The following is a 15,730-nucleotide window of genomic DNA, read 5'->3' on the forward strand; positions in this document are numbered from 1 at the left end:
CCGTTGGTCACGACGTGGCCGGGCTCGGATGCTGCGGCGACCACGGTACCGCCCGGGCACATGCAGAAGCTGTACGCCGAACGGCCATTGCGCGCGTGATGTACGAGTTTGTAGTCCGCCGCGCCAAGCAGCGGATGACCGGCTTGCGAACCAAACCGTGCCTGGTCGATCAGCGACTGCGGATGTTCGATGCGGAAACCAACCGAGAATGCCTTCGCTTCGATGTACACACCGCGCGCATGCAGCCGCTCGAATGTATCGCGCGCGCTGTGTCCGACGCCGAGCACGACGTGGTCTGCGCGCAACTCCTCGCCGCTGGAGAGAACGACACCCCGAATCTGACCGTGTTCGATCAGCAGGTCGTCCACGCGACACCCGAATCGAATGGTCCCGCCGAGCGACTCGATCGTCGCGCGTATGCGTTCGACCATCGTGACGAGCCGGAACGTGCCGATGTGCGGCTTCGACACATACAGGATTTCGTCCGGAGCGCCCGCCTTGACGAACTCGGTCAGCACCTTGTGGCCGTGATGGCTCGGATCGCGAATCTGGCTGTACAGCTTTCCGTCGGAGAACGTGCCCGCGCCGCCTTCCCCGAATTGCACATTCGACTCCGGATCCAGTTCGCGCTTGCGCCACAACCCAAACGTGTCGACCGTTCGTTCGCGCACTGCCTTTCCGCGCTCCAGCAGGATCGGACGGAATCCCATCTGTGCCAGCAGGAGGCCCGCGAACAATCCGCACGGACCGGTGCCGATGACGATCGGACGCACTGCGAGGTTGTCTGGCGCGCGCGCGACGAACCGGTAGGAGGTGTCCGGCGTCCGCGTGACGTTCGCGACCGCAGGCATGCTCTCAAGGATGGCTTCCTCGTCGGGAATCTGCACGTCGACGCAGTAGATGAGCAAAATCGCACCGCGCCGACGCGCATCGTAGCTGCGCTTCGCGATCGAGAACGCAATCAGAGCGCTCGGCTCGATCCGCAGGCGTTCGACGATTGCATCGTGCAGCGCATGATCGCTGTGGTCGAGCGGAAGCCGGATGTCGGTCAGTCGGAGCATGGTGCGTATTTTAAGCGGGCCGCTGCGACCGTGCATGCGAAGGTCACTCCGCAACACCCTTCGCTTCGGAGGTGGCGAGGAGTTCCGGTTGGCTGAGTCGCTTCGGCCCGCTGATCAGCGGATGGACAAATACTGCGCCGATGATGATCGCGACGCCGGCATAGAACGTCGGCGTGAGTTCATGCTGTTCGCCCAGCAACAGCGCTGCGAGAACGATCGCATACACAGGTTCCAGGTTGACCGCGAGCTGTGCCGTGAACGCAGTCATGTGCCTGAGGGCGACCAGCGAGAGCGTGAATGGCAGAAGCGTGCAGACCAGCGAAAGAGTCAGCAACAACGCCGCGTCGTGCGCGTCCGGGACCACGAACGGACTGCTCGCGAGCTCCGGAAAGACGATCGGAAGGAGCGGTGCCAACAGTGCCAGCACGATGACGCCGGCGCCGAGTTCGAGTCCGGTCACCGCGAGGGCATCGCCGTGTTCGACCAGGCGTTTGTTGATCGAGCTGAAGAACGCGACGAACAGCGCCGACAATGTCCCGACCGCAATGCCCATTCGCATCGACGTCGGAACCCCACCGACAACGAGGGCGACTCCGGGAAGGACCGCGATTCCAAGCGCCAGTTCGCGCATCGAGAAGCGGCGACCTGCGAGCTTGGGCTCGATCAGCGCAGTAAACGGCGTCGCGAGGGCAATGCAGGTCGCGCCAACCGATGCGTTGGCGAGCTTGATCGAGCCGTAGAACGTCAGCCAGTGCAGCGCAACCAGCACGCCGTTGCCGGCGTAGGCAAGCATCAGTCTCGGCGGAATGGCGCGAAGGCCGCGCCAGGTACGCGGAACCAGTGCCAGTGCGACCACCACGATCAGCATGCGCCACCACACCAAAGGAAGCGCAGCGAGGGAAATCAGTTTGCCGAGGATCGCTGTAAATCCCCATAACACCACACACGCATGGATCTGCAACTGCGCCCGGGTCGACGGCGACAGCGCGGTCACGAGTGGGAATCCGGCATGGAGATCATCGACAGAAATGGAACGCGCAGTATCGCGCATCGGACGATCCGATCGAAGACGCGCGGCGCCACTGGCCCGATGCGCACAAGCCGCTGTCAGGCGACCACAACCGGCTCGTAGACGCGCCACGCGCCATCGTGCATGACTTCGAGCGGCTGAAAGCGCGCCTTGTAGTGCATCTTCGGGTGACCTTCGATCCAGAAGCCGAGGTAGAGATAGTCCAGCATGCTTTCCCTGGCGATCCGCAGCTGGGTCAGAATGGCGAACGTGCCGAGTCCGCGTGCGTGCTCGTCAGGATCGAAAAACGTGTAGACCGCCGACAGGCCGGAAGCGCAGAAGTCGGTGACTGCGAGCGCAAGCAGTCGACCGCGGTGGCGGAATTCGACGAAGCGGGTGGGACTCCATGCTGTATACAAAAACCGCGCAAAGTCTTCTGGCCGCGCGTCGTCCATGCCGCCGTCCGGATGACGCGCACACAGATAGCGTTGATAAAGCAGAAAATATTCGGGCGTGTACGCGGCCGCAACGACACGAAGGTCGATGTCGGCATTTCGAGCGATGCAGCGGCGCTGCGCGCGATCCGCCTTGAAGTCCAAGACCGGTACGCGGCACGCGACGCAGGCACGGCAGCCGCTGCATTGGGGATGGTAGACGTGACCACCTGCCCGCCGATAGCCGCGCTGGACTGCGACATCGTAGATGTGCGGCAGTTGCGGCGCACTCGGATCAATGACGATGTTCTGCGCGGTGCGCTCGCTGAAGTAGCCGCACGGGTGCGGCAGGGTCTGGAACAGGCGGACGACATCCGAGCGCATGCGCGTATTCTATCGCGCGTGTGCACCTGCGCGCGCAATGCGTTTCCTGCCGCGACGTTCAGCGTGTGAACTGTGTCACTGCGATCAGCATCGCAACGCCGACGATCAACGCGAGCACCACCAGCTTGACCTGTCGGGATGCGCGGCGGTGACTGCGGACATCACCGACTCCACGCGATGCCGCCAGTTCGTCGGCGAAGCGGGTGGCCGGTTCGAGGCCCGCATCACGCAGGATCTGCCGCGCGCGGGTCTGGTCTTCCGAACGGACCACGGAAACCTGAGGCCATGCATCGCGATCGCCTTTCTCGGTATAGCTGAATCTCTTCCAGTCCGCGCCCCGGTAATTGCTGCGGTTGCTGACCGAGGTCTGGATGCCTTGTTCCGCCATCACGGCGACGACGCGCTGGATGTTCTCCAGGCGGGGTGAGGTATAGATCTGGCGCATGCCCTGGTCCCGTCCTAGTCCTTGCGCAGGCGGATCAGTCCTTCCTGCGCGGTCGACGCCACCAACCGGCCGTCCTCACTGTAGATCATTCCGCGCGCGAGGCCGCGACCGCCTTGTGCAGTTGGACTGTCGCACGAATAGAGCAGCCACTCGTCGACACGAAACGGCCGGTGGAACCAGAGCGCATGATCAAGGCTCGCGACCTGCACGTTGCGCTGGAGAAAGGAAATGCCGTGCGGAAACATCGTGGTACCGATGAGGTGGAAGTCCGACGCGTAGGCGAGCAGAGCGCGATGCAAGACCGCATCATCCGCGATCGGACTCGACAGCCGAAACCACACCTGCTGGAACGGCGGCTGCTTGGGCGGGTTGAGCTCGTTGCGCGGATAGACATGCCGGAACTCGAATGGGCCCGCGCGCCCGAACCAGCGCTGCAGTTTCGGCGGCAATCTCGCCAGCTCGTCGCCGGGCAACGGACTGGTCGGCGCAAGGTCTCCGGGTTTTGGCACGGCCGGCATCGGCAACTGGTGCTCGACACCATCCTCCTCGATCTGGAACGACGCGGAAAAGTTGAAGATCGGCTGTCCGTGCTGGATCGCCGTCACGCGACGCACGGAAAAACTGCCGCCATCGCGCGTTCGTTCCACCTGGTAGACGATCGGATGCTCGAAGTCTCCGGCGCGCAGGAAGTACGCGTGCAGCGAATGCGCGGCACGATTGGCATCGACCGTCTGCTGGGCGGCCGACAGCGCTTGGCCAAGCACCTGTCCGCCAAACACGTAGCGCGTGCCGATGTCGCGACTTTCGCCACGGAAAATGTTGTGTTCGATGCGCTCGAGCTGCAGCAGCGAGAGCAGTTCTTCGACAGGCGTGGGAGTCATGGGTCGGACGGAAATGATCAGCGCGCGAGTATAGCCGCGTGTCGCTATCGGGAATCTGCAGGTGCCGTCGGCATCAGCCGTTCGAGTCCGGCGCCCTTCAGCACATCGGCCCACGGAAACAGCGGGCCGGGGTCCTGACGGCGCGGGAGCATGGTCGCAGGATCGTCGGTCGCCGGTTCGAGGCGCCGATCGAGATCCTCGTGCCCGGCGATCCATCGCAGATTGGCGTGCTTGCTGTGCAACTGGCCGAGGAGGGCACGCAGGGAATCGATCTGGGCAGCGGTGTACGGCACCGTGAACGCCTGGAAGCGACTGTCGCCCCAGTGCGGGTAGCGGCCGATGTTGACGAGCTCAATGCCGATCGAGCGCGGGTTGTAACCGCATACGTGATTGGCGACGCGCGTGTCGTCAACGAACTGGAAGACGCGGCCTTCGAGGTCGATGTAGTAGTGGCCGCTGTTGCCGGTTTGCGTTCCGGCGTAGTGGACGCGTTCGCCGAATTCGCGCGCCATCGTCATGTCGGGCAATTCGGTGCAGTGGATCACCACCAGGTCGATCGCCGACGACGGGCGCGAAGCCAGGCGCTCTTCGTACGGCAATGGCCAATGGTCGATTGCAAGCGCCGGCATGGGTGAAATTCCGTTCGAAGGGCGATGGGACTGGACACGTGCGGGTCGTCGTTGCGGCGGCAATGCTAGCATCACGCTCTTTTCCTCCGACGTCCCGGCACACAGCGCATGAAAGGAATGGTCATTCTCTCGCACGGACTCGAAAGCGGTCCGCAGGCGACCAAGGTCAGCGCACTGGCGGAGGTGTGCAAAGCGCTCGGTTGGGACAGTGTGCGGCCTGACTACCGGGACATCGATGCGCCACGCGACCCGCTCGGGATCGACGCGCGCATCGCGCGCGCGATCGAGCACGCGCCTCCCCAAGGTCCTGTCGTGTTCGCCGGTTCGAGCATGGGTGCGTTCATCTCCGGATTCGCATCGCTCCGCCGCGCGTGCTCGGGTTTGTTTCTGCTCGCGCTGCCCACGGCAATTCCGGGCTATGCGCACGCATTCTCGTCCGCCGCAGTTCCGACTGCTCTGGTCCACGGCTGGCACGACGAGCTGTGTCCGGTGGATGCAACGATCGACTACGCACGCAATCGCAGCGCGGTCCTGCACCTGCTCGACGACGATCACCGTCTTGGATCGCACGTTGCCGCTTGCGCACAGCTGTTCGGGGAGTTTCTGCGTGACCTCCACTGACATGCTGACGCTGTTTGCGACGTGTCCGAAGGGACTGGAGCTGCTGTTGCGCGACGAATTGCGCAGCCTCGGTGCCGACGATGCGCGCGAGGCACTGGCAGGCGTGCATTTCAGCGGCGACATCACGCTCGCGTATCGCGCGTGCCTGTGGTCGCGACTTGCGAGCCGTATCCTTCTTCGCATCGACGAGTTCGAAGCAGGCGACTCCGACGCGCTGTATGCCGGCATCCAGCAGACCGACTGGTCCACGCATCTCGCGGTGGAAGGCACGTTCGCAATCGACGCGGTGTCCGGCGCCAGCGCGCTGACGCACACGCAATACGTCGCCTTGCGCAGCAAGGACGCGATCGTCGACCAGTTCCGCGATCGCACCGGCGAGCGCCCGAACATCGACGTCGAACGCCCATCGATCCGCATCAACGTACGGCTGTATCGCAACCGGGCCACGGTGTCGATGGACCTGTCCGGCACTCCGTTGCATCGGCGCGGCTGGCGCCAGGGGCAGGGCGACGCGCCGTTGAAGGAAAATCTCGCCTGCGCCATGTTGCTGCGCTCGGGGTGGCCTGCCATTCACGCGGCCGGTGGTGCGCTGATGGATCCCATGTGTGGCGGCGGCACGCTGCTGATCGAAGGATCCCTGATGGCTGCGGATGTCGCGCCCGGCCTCAAGCGCGACTACTACGGATTCGCTGGCTGGCGTCAGCATGACGCGGCCGTATGGCAGACCTTGCTGGCTGAAGCGGAGCTCCGTGCGGCGAACGGTCTCCGTGCGCTCAAGGCGGTTTTCTTCGGGCACGACCACGATCCGAACGTGCTCAACGAGGCCAGGCGCAATGCGCAGTCAGCGGGCGTTGCAGGGTTCATGCACCTGTCGCGGCAGTCAGCCGAGCATCTGAAGCGTCCGGAGGAGTGTGAGGCGGGTGGCCTGGTCATCTGCAATCCTCCGTACGGCGAGCGGCTCGGTGAGCGTGCGTCTCTCGGCGAACTCTATCGCGCCTTCGGACAGCGTTTGCGTACGGAATTTCCCGGCTGGCGCGCCGGCGTGATCATCTCGGACGATGAACTCGGCCATTTGCTCGGCCTGCGCGCGGACAAGCGCTACGTGCTCTACAACGGAGCGCTCGAATGCCGCCTGCTGACGTTCGACCTGACGCCGGTCGCACCGCGCGAACGGGTCGTGCGCCCGCTGTCGGAAGGGGGGCAGGCGGTCGCGAACCGGATCAGCAAGAACCACCGCCACATTCGCAAGCGTCTCGAGCGCGAGGGAATCACGTGCTACCGCGTTTACGATGCAGACATTCCGGAATATTCCGCCGCGATCGATGTCTACACGGTGCTCGGCTTCGACGATGGCGACGGACGTGGCATGGTGCACGGGACGTTTCCGCAAACCTGGCTGCATGTGCAGGAATACGCCCCGCCCAAGGACATTCCGGAGATCACCGCGCGTGATCGCCTGCGCGACCTGGTCAACGCAGCCGGCGTCGCGATGGATGTCCCGCGCGAACGGATTGCAGTGAAAACCCGCTATCGCGCCAAAGGCGGCTCCAAATACGGACGGCTCGAGGAACGCAACGAGTTCCTGCTGGTCGACGAGAACGGTCTCCGATTTCGTGTGAATCTGTTTGACTATCTCGATACGGGACTGTTTCTCGACCATCGGCCGGCGCGCGCGCGCCTGCGCAGTCAGGCACGCGGCGCGCGGTTCCTCAATCTGTTCTGCTATACCGCAACGGCAAGCGTGCAGGCGGCGGCGGGCGGAGCGCAGTCGACGGTGAGCGTCGACCTGTCGGCCACCTACCTTGAATGGGCGGCACGCAATTTCGTGCTGAACGGATTCACTGGAAGCAGCCATGAGCTGGTCCAGGCGGACGTGCTCGAATGGTTGCGCCACGATCGTGAGGAGTACGACCTGATCTTTGTCGACCCTCCGACGTTTTCCAATTCGAAGCGGGCCGACGATTTCGACGTGCAGCGAGACCATGCGGAACTGCTGGCGTTGTGCGGCAAGCGACTCGCACCCGGCGGCACCGTTGTCTTCTCCAACAACTCCCGTCGTTTCGTGATCGATGACACCGTTCGACAGACATTTCACGTGAGCGACATCACGGCAGCCACGATCCCGTTCGACTTCATCCGCAATGCGCGAATTCACCAGTGTTACGAATTGCGTCTGCTTGACGGGCACGCAGCATTTTCTTAACGCAGCGCGTGAAATGCTCAGTGCCGATTCAGCCGATGCATCGCAGCATGACCTCTGTACGATGCTTCGTACTTCGATGAGGAACGCGCACATGTTCACCAAGGTTCGCTTCGCCGCTTTCGGAGTGTTGGTGGCCGCAAGCTTCGCGCTTGCTCCTGCCGCATTTGCACGGAGCCACTGGAACGTCGGCGTCAGCATCGGTCTGCCGGGAATCGGCATCGGCTACTCCGACTATGGGCGTCACGGCCGTGGCTGGGGCGGGAACTATTACGGCGGCGCGTCCTATGGCTATGGTGGCGGATATTACGGCGGCGTTTATGCGCCTGCGCCTGTCTACTACAGCCCGTCGTACTACGCGCCGGCCTATTACGCGCCTGCGTATTACAACGGTGGCGGCTACTACGGCGGTACGTCGGTGCGCTACTCGGATCGTCCGAGCCACCGTTACTACGACCGTCACGAGAGTCGCGGACGTGACGGCGGCCACCGTGCGAGTTATTACGATCGGAGCGGCTACCGCCACTGATCGACCGAAAGCGCTGTCGGCGACTCTCCCCCCTTTCTGCCGACAGTGACTCAGCCCCGCGACGATTTCCCCTGATCGTCGCGGGGTTTCTTTTTTGAGGCGATCAGGTCGGCGAGAACGGGCCTGTGACCGCGGTCGGGTTATGATGGTCTGCTGTGCATTCCGATGCGGCGACCGAATGACCGACGATTCCAGTGGGCCGAAGGCGACGTCTGTTCCCGTGGTTCCTGGCGCGTGGACGTTCTTTCGCCAGTGGCTCAAGAATCCACGCGCGACAGCCGCGCTGACTCCTTCCGGCCGACAGCTGACGCGCCAGATGATCGCGCAACTGCCTGATGGGGCACGCCGCATCGTCGAGCTCGGTGCCGGGACCGGGGTATTCACCCGGGCCCTGATCGAGAACGGCGTTGCACCCGATGAGCTTCTCATCGTCGAATTGAACAACGAGCTTGCACGTCTTCTTCAACACCAGTTTCCTCGTTCGACGGTCGTGAATGGCGACGCCAGCGATCTGCAGGGAATCGTGTCGAGGAGTGGGTTCGGTGCGGCCGGCGGCGTCGACGCCGTGATCAGCGGTCTTGGATTTCTGGCGATGCCGAGGAGCCTGCAGAAGCACATCCTGCAATCGGTGTTCGCCGTACTCGCAAGCGACGCGCCGCTGATCCAGTTCACCTACGGCCCGAAAAACCCATTGCCACGGGATCTGCTCGACGAGCTTGGCCTGCGCTTCCGTCGCGCGGGCGTTGCGCTGCTGAATGTTCCGCCGGCCACTGTGTACGTCTACACGCGCAGTCGATCAACGCCGGTGCACGCGACGCGCGCGGGCACTGCAGCCTGACCAGCGGCGCCGCAATCCGCCCGCGCTATCATGGGCGCCTGCTTCGATTCTGCGAGGACACTCCGTGAGCGATCTCCCCCATTCCGATTGGATGAACCAGTGGCAGACGATGGCGCGTCAGTATCGCGATGCCTGGCAGCAGATGGGGCGAGTGCCTGACGCGGCGCCGTTGTTTGCCATGCCCTCGTGGCCCCAGGGGTTCGAGCAGATGGCAAAGGGGTTTTCCGCCGGCGGCAACGCCCAGAACAACACGGTCGAGAATCTGGTCTCCAGCGCGAAAATGTACGCTGCGTTCATGCAATCGATGCTTGGTGCGACCATGCAAGGCAATGCGAGTCCGGACTGGGGCGATGCCTTGCGCCAGGGTTTCGCGTCGATGGGCGCGGGCGCAACGATGCCGGCGGGGTTGTTCGGACATCCTTCGATGGCGCAGTGGCAGGCTGGCGCGGGGCAGGGCAGTGATCCTTTCGCGCAATTCCGCCAGGCAATGGGCAATCTTCGGATGCCGGCGGCGAACGGCCTCGGCGATTTCAAGTCGATGCTCGAGTTGCCGGCGTTCGGCATGATGCGCGAGCGCCAGGAGCAGCAGCAGGAGTCGGCGATTGCGTGGCTCGACTACCAGGAGCAAACGGCGCGCTACAACGCCCTGATGCTCAAGGCCAGCCAGCGCGGATTCGAATTGTTCGAAGGCAAGCTCACCGAACGCGAGCAGCCGGGGCGGCAGATCGATTCGATGCGCGCCTTGTACGACCTGTGGGTGGACGCAGCCGAGGAAGGCTACGCGGAAATCGCATTGTCGAAGGAATTTCGCGAGATTTACGGCGCGATGGTCAACGCCCAGATGCGCGTGCGCTCGCACGTCCAGCACAGCGTGGAACGCGTCGCGACCGAGTTCGGCATGCCGACGCGCAGCGAGATCAACAGTATCGGCGAGCGACTGCAGTCGCTTCGCCGCGAAGTGCGCGCAAAAGGGACGGACCACGCGATCGCGGCGGAGGTGGCGTCTCTGCGCCAGGAAGTCGCCCAGTTGAAAGCTCGGGAGACGCGGCAATCGCGCACGACGATCGTCCAGCCGGTTGACTGGGAAGAGCGTCCAGTTCGCACACCGACGACGGCAGCGACAACGCGTCCGGGCCAGCCTGCGAGCAGCAATAAGGCGACTCGAGCAAAAGCAAAGGGCAAAGCAGTCTCGCGCGTGGTCGAGACCTCGCAGCCCGCCGGCAGGCGGCGAGCTGCTCGCAGCGCCAAAGCGGTTTCCCCAACGCTCGCCAAGCCGAAGAAGCGCAAGGTCGACCAGCGGGGCGCTCGAAAGAGCAAGGCCGTTGCGGCGACGGCGAAGGGCAGTTTTGCTTCACGCGTCCAGACATTCACCACGGCATCGCGCGGACAGGCGAATTCACGCTCGAAATGGAAGCTGGCGGAAAAGCCCGCTGACCCTGCAAAGAAATCCGGACACTGATAAAAACGAGGACGCGCAATGGGCCCGATCAGGATCGAACCAGCACGAGCGTTCGAAGAGGCAATGACCACCCAGCGCAAGCTCGCAGCGGCTGTTGCGACCTTGCGCTCACTCGAAGACGTCGAATTCGGCGTCTCCGAAAAGGAAGAGGTGTATCGCGAGGACAAGCTCGTCGTCTATCGCTACAAGGGCGAGCGGCCACCGACCGCGAAGGTGCCGATCCTCATCGTGTATGCGTTGGTCAACCGGCCTTACATGGTGGATCTTCAGGACGACCGTTCGCTGGTGAAGAACCTGCTGGCGCGCGGCGAGGACGTCTACCTGATCGACTGGGGCTACCCCGATGGCGCCGATCGCTGGCTGACGCTGGACGACTACATCAACGGCTACATTGGCCGGTCAGTCGATGCGGTCGCGCAGGCTGCAGGGGTCGCGAAGATCAACGTGCTCGGCATTTGCCAGGGTGGCGCGTTCTCGCTGTGCTTTGCGGCGATGCATCCGCACAAGGTGCAGAACCTGATCACCATGGTCACGCCGGTCGATTTCCACACGCCCGAAAACATGTTGTCCAACTGGGTGCAGCAACTCGATGCCGACCTGTTCGTCGACACGCTTGGCAACGTTCCTGCGGATCTGATGAACCTGTGTTACCTGATGCTCAAACCGGTGCGACTGTTCCAGCAGAAGTACATCGGTCTGGTCGACATCATGGACGACAAGGTCGAGATGGAAAATTTCCTGCGGATGGAGAAATGGATCTTCGATTCGCCCGATCAGGCCGGCGAGGCGTTCCGCCAGTTCATCAAGGACTTTTATCAGGGCAACAAGTTGATCAAGGGAGGCCTGCGCATCGGTTCCCGAGAGGTGCGCCTGAGTGACATCACCATGCCGGTGCTGAATGTGTTCGCCGAGCAGGATCATCTGGTTCCGCCGTCGGCATCGCGCGTGCTGGGCGACCACATCGGAACGAAGGACTACACGCCGATCGCGTTCCGTGGCGGACACATCGGCATCTACGTGTCCGGACGCGCACAACGCGAAGTTCCGACCGCGATCCACGATTGGCTCGCGGCGCGATCGCGCTGACCGCCGCCGCGTATCGTTCGCCCGACACGCGAATCCCGACGCCGCGAAACCGCGCGGAAAGAGCGGTTGCGGCACTCTGCGATTCCTGTTTCCGCCCCACCGGATGATCTGCGATGAATGAAGTAATCCTGCACATTCACGGTCTCACACTGACGCCGTGGAAGCTGATCGGGCTGGTCGGCACGTTCCTGTTCACCGCGCGCTGGTTCGTGCAGTTCTACGCGACCAAGAAGTTCAAGCGCGTCGTGATGCCGATGTCGTTCTGGTACCTCTCGATCGCCGGCAGCGTGATGACACTGGCTTATTTCATCTGGGGCAAGAACGATTCGGTGGGCATCATCCAGAACGCGTTCCCGATGTTCGTGTCGGCTTACAACGTGTTCGTGCACCTGCGACATCATCAGCCGGAAGTCGTCAGCCCCGGCGGCTCCGAGGAAAGCTGACTATTCCGGGTCGTAATCGAGATTCGGTGCAAGCCAGCGTTCGGCCTCGGCGAGCGTCCAGCCCTTGCGCTGCGCATAGTCGTCGACCTGTTGCCGCGTCAGTCGACCGACCACGAAGTACTGGCTCGCCGGATGCGAGAAATACCAGCCTGAAACCGCGGCCGTCGGCAGCATCGCGAAACTCTCGGTGATGGAGATGCCGGCGTTTCGGGTCGCGTCGAGCAGGCGGAACAGCGTTTCCTTCTCGGTGTGATCGGGGCATGCGGGATATCCCGGTGCCGGACGGATGCCGCGATACGTTTCGGCAATGAGTTCGTCATTCGGAAGTGCCTCGTCCGCCGCATATCCCCAATACTCGCGCCGGACGCGGCGATGCAGATGCTCGGCAAACGCTTCGGCAAGTCGGTCCGCGAGTGCTTTGAGCATGATCGCCGAATAGTCGTCGTACTCGCGTTCGAATCGCGCAACGTGTTCGTCGATGCCGATTCCCGCAGTTACCGCGAAGGCGCCGATCCAGTCGGACTTGCCGGAGGATTTCGGCGCGATGAAATCGGCCAGACAGAAATCCGGACGCTCGACCGGTTTGTCGACCTGCTGCCTCAGGAAGTGCAGGGTCGTATCACCGGCGATCGCCGTGTCGTCGAGTCGGATCTCGACATCGTCACCGACGCTGTTCGCCGGCCATAGTCCAATCACGCCGCGCGCGGTGAGCCATTTCCCGTCGATGATGCGCGCAAGCATCGCCCGCGCATCGCGGTACAGCTCGGTGGCCTGCGTGCCGACGACGGCGTCGTCGAGAATCGCCGGAAAGCGGCCTGCCAATTCCCATGCGTTGAAGAAGGGCGTCCAGTCGATGAACTCGACGAGGTCGGCGAGTGCGACGTCATCGAACACCGTGACGCCGGGCGTCGCCGGAACCGGCGGCTCGTACGCCGACCAGTCGCCCGCGAATCGCTGCGCGCGCGCCTTTTCAAGGGTGACCAGACGTTTCGCGCCGCTTCGATCCTTGTGCCTCTCGCGGATCTCCGCGTACTCGGCGCGGACCTTCGCCATGAACGCGTCGACCAGGTCCCTGGAGATGAGCGATTGCGCCACGCCGACTGCGCGCGACGCGTCCTTCACCCACACACATGGATACCGATAGTGGGGTTCGATCTTCAACGCGGTGTGCGCGCGCGACGTCGTCGCACCGCCGATCAGCAGCGGCAGATGAAAATCCTGTCTCTGCATTTCACGCGCGACGTGGCTCATTTCCTCAAGTGACGGCGTGATCAGTCCGGACAGGCCGATCATGTCGGCCTTTTCGGCGATCGCGACGTCGAGGATCTTCTGCGCCGGCACCATCACGCCGAGGTCGATCACCTCGAAGTTGTTGCAGCGCAGGACCACGCCGACGATGTTCTTGCCGATGTCGTGGACATCGCCTTTGACAGTCGCCATCACGATCTTGCCGTTCGACGTGGCGGTGTCGCCGGTGCGCAGCTTTTCCTCCTCGATGAATGGCAGGAGGTACGCGACCGCCTTCTTCATGACTCGCGCGGATTTCACGACCTGCGGCAGGAACATCTTGCCGGCGCCAAACAGGTCGCCAACGATGTTCATGCCGTCCATCAGTGGGCCTTCGATCACGTCGAGCGGCCGCGAACTGAGCTGTCTTGCTTCCTCGGCGTCGACTTCGGCGAAGGTGTCGACACCTTGGACGAGCGAATGTGCGAGGCGCTCGCGGATGGGCAGCGATCGCCACGCAACGTTCTCGACGACTGCTTCACCCTTTTTCGATTTGTAGCGCTCGGCGATCTCGAGCAGGCGTTCAGTGGAGTCCTTGCGCCGGTTGAGCACGACGTCTTCGACGCGTTCGCGCAACTCCGGATCAAGGCTGTCGACGATCGGCAGCGCGCCGGCGTTGACGATGCCCATGTCCATGCCGGCCGCAATGGCGTGGTACAGAAACACCGCATGGATCGCCTGCCGAACGCTCTCGTTGCCGCGGAACGAGAACGACACGTTCGAGACGCCGCCGGACACATGGCAATGCGGCAGCGTCTTCTTGATGATGCGCGTCGCTTCGATGAAGTCGACCGCGTAGTTGTCATGTTCCTCGATGCCGGTGCCGATCGCGAAGATGTTCGGATCGAAGATGATGTCTTCCGGCGGAAAGTCGAGCTGCTCGGTGAGCAAGCGGTATGCGCGCGTGCAGATCTCGACCTTTCGCGCGCAGGTATCGGCCTGGCCCTGCTCGTCGAACGCCATCACGACCGCCGCGGCGCCGTAACGCATCACCTTTTTTGCCTGCGCGATGAAGACCTCTTCGCCTTCCTTCATCGAGATCGAATTGACGACGCCCTTGCCCTGCAGGCAGCGCAGTCCTGCCTCGATCACGCTCCATTTGGACGAATCGACCATCACCGGAACGCGTGCGATGTCCGGTTCCGATGCGATCAGGCTGAGAAAGCGAACCATCGCCGCTTCCGAATCGATCAGGCCCTCGTCCATGTTGACGTCGAGGATCTGCGCGCCGCTCTCGACCTGCTGGCGAGCGACCACCACCGCCTCGTCGTAGCGCTCTTCCTTGATCAGCTTGCGAAACTGCGCGCTACCGGTGACGTTTGTGCGCTCGCCAATGTTGACGAAAAGCAGCTCGGGCGTGATGACGAGCGGTTCGAGGCCGGACAGGCGCGTGTAGCGGGGCGTTTCAGTCATCGGAATGCGGCGAAATCTGGATCGACGTCATTCCCGCGAAGGCAGGATTCCATGTTCTGGAGCGCCGAGGTGCAAAATGGATTCCCGCCTTCGCGGGAATGACGGAAAACGGATGGGTTCGGGTTGGGACTCAAGCAGCCAACCGAACTGTCTGACCGGCTTTTCGCGGTGCAACACCCGCAACAACCTCCGCAATCGCCTTGATGTGCGCAGGCGTTGTTCCGCAACAACCACCCACGAGATTGAGCAAGCCACTGCGCGCGAACTCGCCGATCAGACCAGCCATGTCCTCGGGCGTTTCGTCGTACTCGCCAAATGCATTGGGCAGTCCGGCGTTCGGGTGCGCGCTGACATGGCCGTCGGCAACCTGCGCGAGAACATCGACGTACTGACGCAGTTCCTTCGCGCCGAGTGCGCAGTTGAGGCCCACCGACAGCGGTCGACCGTGCGACACCGATGCGTAGAACCCCTCGGTGGTCTGCCCCGAGAGTGTACGTCCGGACAGATCGGTGATCGTGCCGGAGATCATCACCGGCAAGCGTCCACCGCGGGCCTCGAATTCCTCCTCGATCGCGAACAACGCCGCCTTCGCGTTGAGCGTATCGAAAATTGTCTCGACCATGATCGTGTCGGCGCCGCCGTCGATCAGTCCGGCGGTCGCTTCCCGATAGGCGATGCGCAACTCGTCGAAGTTCGTGTTGCGGAAACCGGGGTCGTTGACATCCGGGCTGATCGAGGCGGTACGGCTCGTCGGTCCAAGGACGCCGATGACGAATCGCGGCTTGCCCGGGACGATGGCTTCGATCGCGTCGCAGCACGCACGAGCGAGGCTTGCACCGGCACGGTTCAATTCATACACGATGTTTTCAAGGTGATAGTCGGCTTGGCTGATCGACGTCGCATTGAACGTGTTCGTCTCGAGAAGGTCTGCGCCCGCTTCGAGGTAGGCCGTGTGGATCGCGCCAATCACGTCGGGCCGTGTGAGCGTCAGCAAATCGTTGTTGCCTTTCA

At 63.0% G+C, this 15,730-nt stretch carries 15 protein-coding genes; 7 read left to right on the forward strand and 8 right to left on the reverse strand.

Annotation, left to right across the window (positions count from 1 at the left end; genetic code table 11):
- The 6 genes from ABIV12_RS02625 to ABIV12_RS02650 all read right to left on the reverse strand — a co-directional run.
- A partial coding sequence (locus ABIV12_RS02625) for an FAD-dependent protein (protein ID WP_348055946.1) occupies window positions 1–1,061 on the reverse strand: 1,061 nt, incomplete at its 3' end.
- A gap of 43 nt (window positions 1,062–1,104) precedes the next feature.
- The gene (locus tag ABIV12_RS02630) at window positions 1,105–2,046 is read right to left on the reverse strand and encodes a DMT family transporter (protein ID WP_348055971.1); all 942 of its coding nucleotides are present in this window, start codon (window positions 2,044–2,046) and stop codon (window positions 1,105–1,107) included.
- Between the two features lie 122 nt (window positions 2,047–2,168).
- Window positions 2,169–2,888: an arginyltransferase gene (locus tag ABIV12_RS02635; protein WP_348055948.1), complete on the reverse strand. Its 720-nt coding sequence runs from the start codon at window positions 2,886–2,888 to the stop codon at window positions 2,169–2,171.
- A 58-nt stretch (window positions 2,889–2,946) separates the two neighbouring features.
- Entirely contained in the window at window positions 2,947–3,333 is a 387-nt protein-coding gene (locus ABIV12_RS02640) for a hypothetical protein (RefSeq protein ID WP_348055950.1), read from the reverse strand.
- A 14-nt stretch (window positions 3,334–3,347) separates the two neighbouring features.
- Entirely contained in the window at window positions 3,348–4,214 is an 867-nt protein-coding gene (gene tesB / locus ABIV12_RS02645; RefSeq protein ID WP_348055952.1) for an acyl-CoA thioesterase II, read from the reverse strand.
- Between the two features lie 44 nt (window positions 4,215–4,258).
- Window positions 4,259–4,843 carry an N-acetylmuramoyl-L-alanine amidase gene (locus tag ABIV12_RS02650; protein WP_348055954.1) on the reverse strand — a complete coding sequence of 195 codons (585 nt, stop codon included), beginning with the start codon at window positions 4,841–4,843 and terminating at the stop codon, window positions 4,259–4,261.
- A gap of 108 nt (window positions 4,844–4,951) precedes the next feature.
- Here ABIV12_RS02650 and ABIV12_RS02655 point away from each other — a divergent pair, with 108 nt between their 5' ends.
- From ABIV12_RS02655 to ABIV12_RS02685, 7 genes are all read left to right on the forward strand, one after another.
- On the forward strand, window positions 4,952–5,464 hold the full coding sequence (locus ABIV12_RS02655) for an alpha/beta hydrolase (RefSeq protein ID WP_348055956.1): 513 nt from the start codon (window positions 4,952–4,954) through the stop codon (window positions 5,462–5,464).
- Window position 5,465: 1 nt separating this feature from the next.
- Window positions 5,466–7,667, forward strand: coding sequence for a bifunctional 23S rRNA (guanine(2069)-N(7))-methyltransferase RlmK/23S rRNA (guanine(2445)-N(2))-methyltransferase RlmL (gene rlmKL, locus ABIV12_RS02660; protein ID WP_348055973.1), 2,202 nt, complete (start codon window positions 5,466–5,468; stop codon window positions 7,665–7,667).
- Between the two features lie 91 nt (window positions 7,668–7,758).
- Entirely contained in the window at window positions 7,759–8,193 is a 435-nt protein-coding gene (locus ABIV12_RS02665; RefSeq protein WP_348055958.1) for a hypothetical protein, read from the forward strand.
- Between the two features lie 178 nt (window positions 8,194–8,371).
- Window positions 8,372–9,031 carry a phospholipid methyltransferase gene (locus tag ABIV12_RS02670; protein ID WP_348055960.1) on the forward strand — a complete coding sequence of 220 codons (660 nt, stop codon included), beginning with the start codon at window positions 8,372–8,374 and terminating at the stop codon, window positions 9,029–9,031.
- A gap of 64 nt (window positions 9,032–9,095) precedes the next feature.
- On the forward strand, window positions 9,096–10,490 hold the full coding sequence (gene phaE, locus ABIV12_RS02675; RefSeq protein WP_348055961.1) for a class III poly(R)-hydroxyalkanoic acid synthase subunit PhaE: 1,395 nt from the start codon (window positions 9,096–9,098) through the stop codon (window positions 10,488–10,490).
- 18 nt (window positions 10,491–10,508) lie between these two features.
- Complete coding sequence (locus tag ABIV12_RS02680) at window positions 10,509–11,576, forward strand: class III poly(R)-hydroxyalkanoic acid synthase subunit PhaC (RefSeq protein WP_348055963.1); 1,068 nt, start codon at window positions 10,509–10,511, stop codon at window positions 11,574–11,576.
- A 113-nt stretch (window positions 11,577–11,689) separates the two neighbouring features.
- Entirely contained in the window at window positions 11,690–12,019 is a 330-nt protein-coding gene (locus ABIV12_RS02685; RefSeq protein ID WP_348055965.1) for a lipid-A-disaccharide synthase N-terminal domain-containing protein, read from the forward strand.
- On the opposite strand, the gene metH is transcribed toward ABIV12_RS02685, so the two are convergent.
- Both metH and ABIV12_RS02695 read right to left on the reverse strand, forming a co-directional pair.
- Window positions 12,020–14,719, reverse strand: coding sequence for a methionine synthase (gene metH, locus ABIV12_RS02690; RefSeq protein ID WP_348055967.1), 2,700 nt, complete (start codon window positions 14,717–14,719; stop codon window positions 12,020–12,022).
- Window positions 14,720–14,849: 130 nt separating this feature from the next.
- A partial coding sequence (locus ABIV12_RS02695) for a homocysteine S-methyltransferase family protein (protein ID WP_348055969.1) occupies window positions 14,850–15,730 on the reverse strand: 881 nt, incomplete at its 5' end.

It is taken from the genome of Dokdonella sp., from assembly GCF_039926425.1.
GTDB lineage: Bacteria > Pseudomonadota > Gammaproteobacteria > Xanthomonadales > Rhodanobacteraceae > Dokdonella_A.

Bases quoted from the DNA above. Each gene is read 5' to 3' on its own strand.
- ABIV12_RS02635 (WP_348055948.1), bottom strand. From the start codon at position 2,888: ATGCGCTCGGATGTCGTCCGCCTGTTCCAGACCCTGCCGCACCCGTGC.
- ABIV12_RS02640 (WP_348055950.1), bottom strand. From the start codon at position 3,333: ATGCGCCAGATCTATACCTCACCCCGCCTGGAGAACATCCAGCGCGTC.
- tesB (WP_348055952.1), bottom strand. From the start codon at position 4,214: ATGACTCCCACGCCTGTCGAAGAACTGCTCTCGCTGCTGCAGCTCGAG.
- ABIV12_RS02650 (WP_348055954.1), bottom strand. From the start codon at position 4,843: ATGCCGGCGCTTGCAATCGACCATTGGCCATTGCCGTACGAAGAGCGC.
- ABIV12_RS02655 (WP_348055956.1), top strand. From the start codon at position 4,952: ATGAAAGGAATGGTCATTCTCTCGCACGGACTCGAAAGCGGTCCGCAG.
- rlmKL (WP_348055973.1), top strand. From the start codon at position 5,466: ATGCTGACGCTGTTTGCGACGTGTCCGAAGGGACTGGAGCTGCTGTTG.
- ABIV12_RS02665 (WP_348055958.1), top strand. From the start codon at position 7,759: ATGTTCACCAAGGTTCGCTTCGCCGCTTTCGGAGTGTTGGTGGCCGCA.
- ABIV12_RS02670 (WP_348055960.1), top strand. From the start codon at position 8,372: ATGACCGACGATTCCAGTGGGCCGAAGGCGACGTCTGTTCCCGTGGTT.
- ABIV12_RS02680 (WP_348055963.1), top strand. From the start codon at position 10,509: ATGGGCCCGATCAGGATCGAACCAGCACGAGCGTTCGAAGAGGCAATG.
- ABIV12_RS02685 (WP_348055965.1), top strand. From the start codon at position 11,690: ATGAATGAAGTAATCCTGCACATTCACGGTCTCACACTGACGCCGTGG.
- metH (WP_348055967.1), bottom strand. From the start codon at position 14,719: ATGACTGAAACGCCCCGCTACACGCGCCTGTCCGGCCTCGAACCGCTC.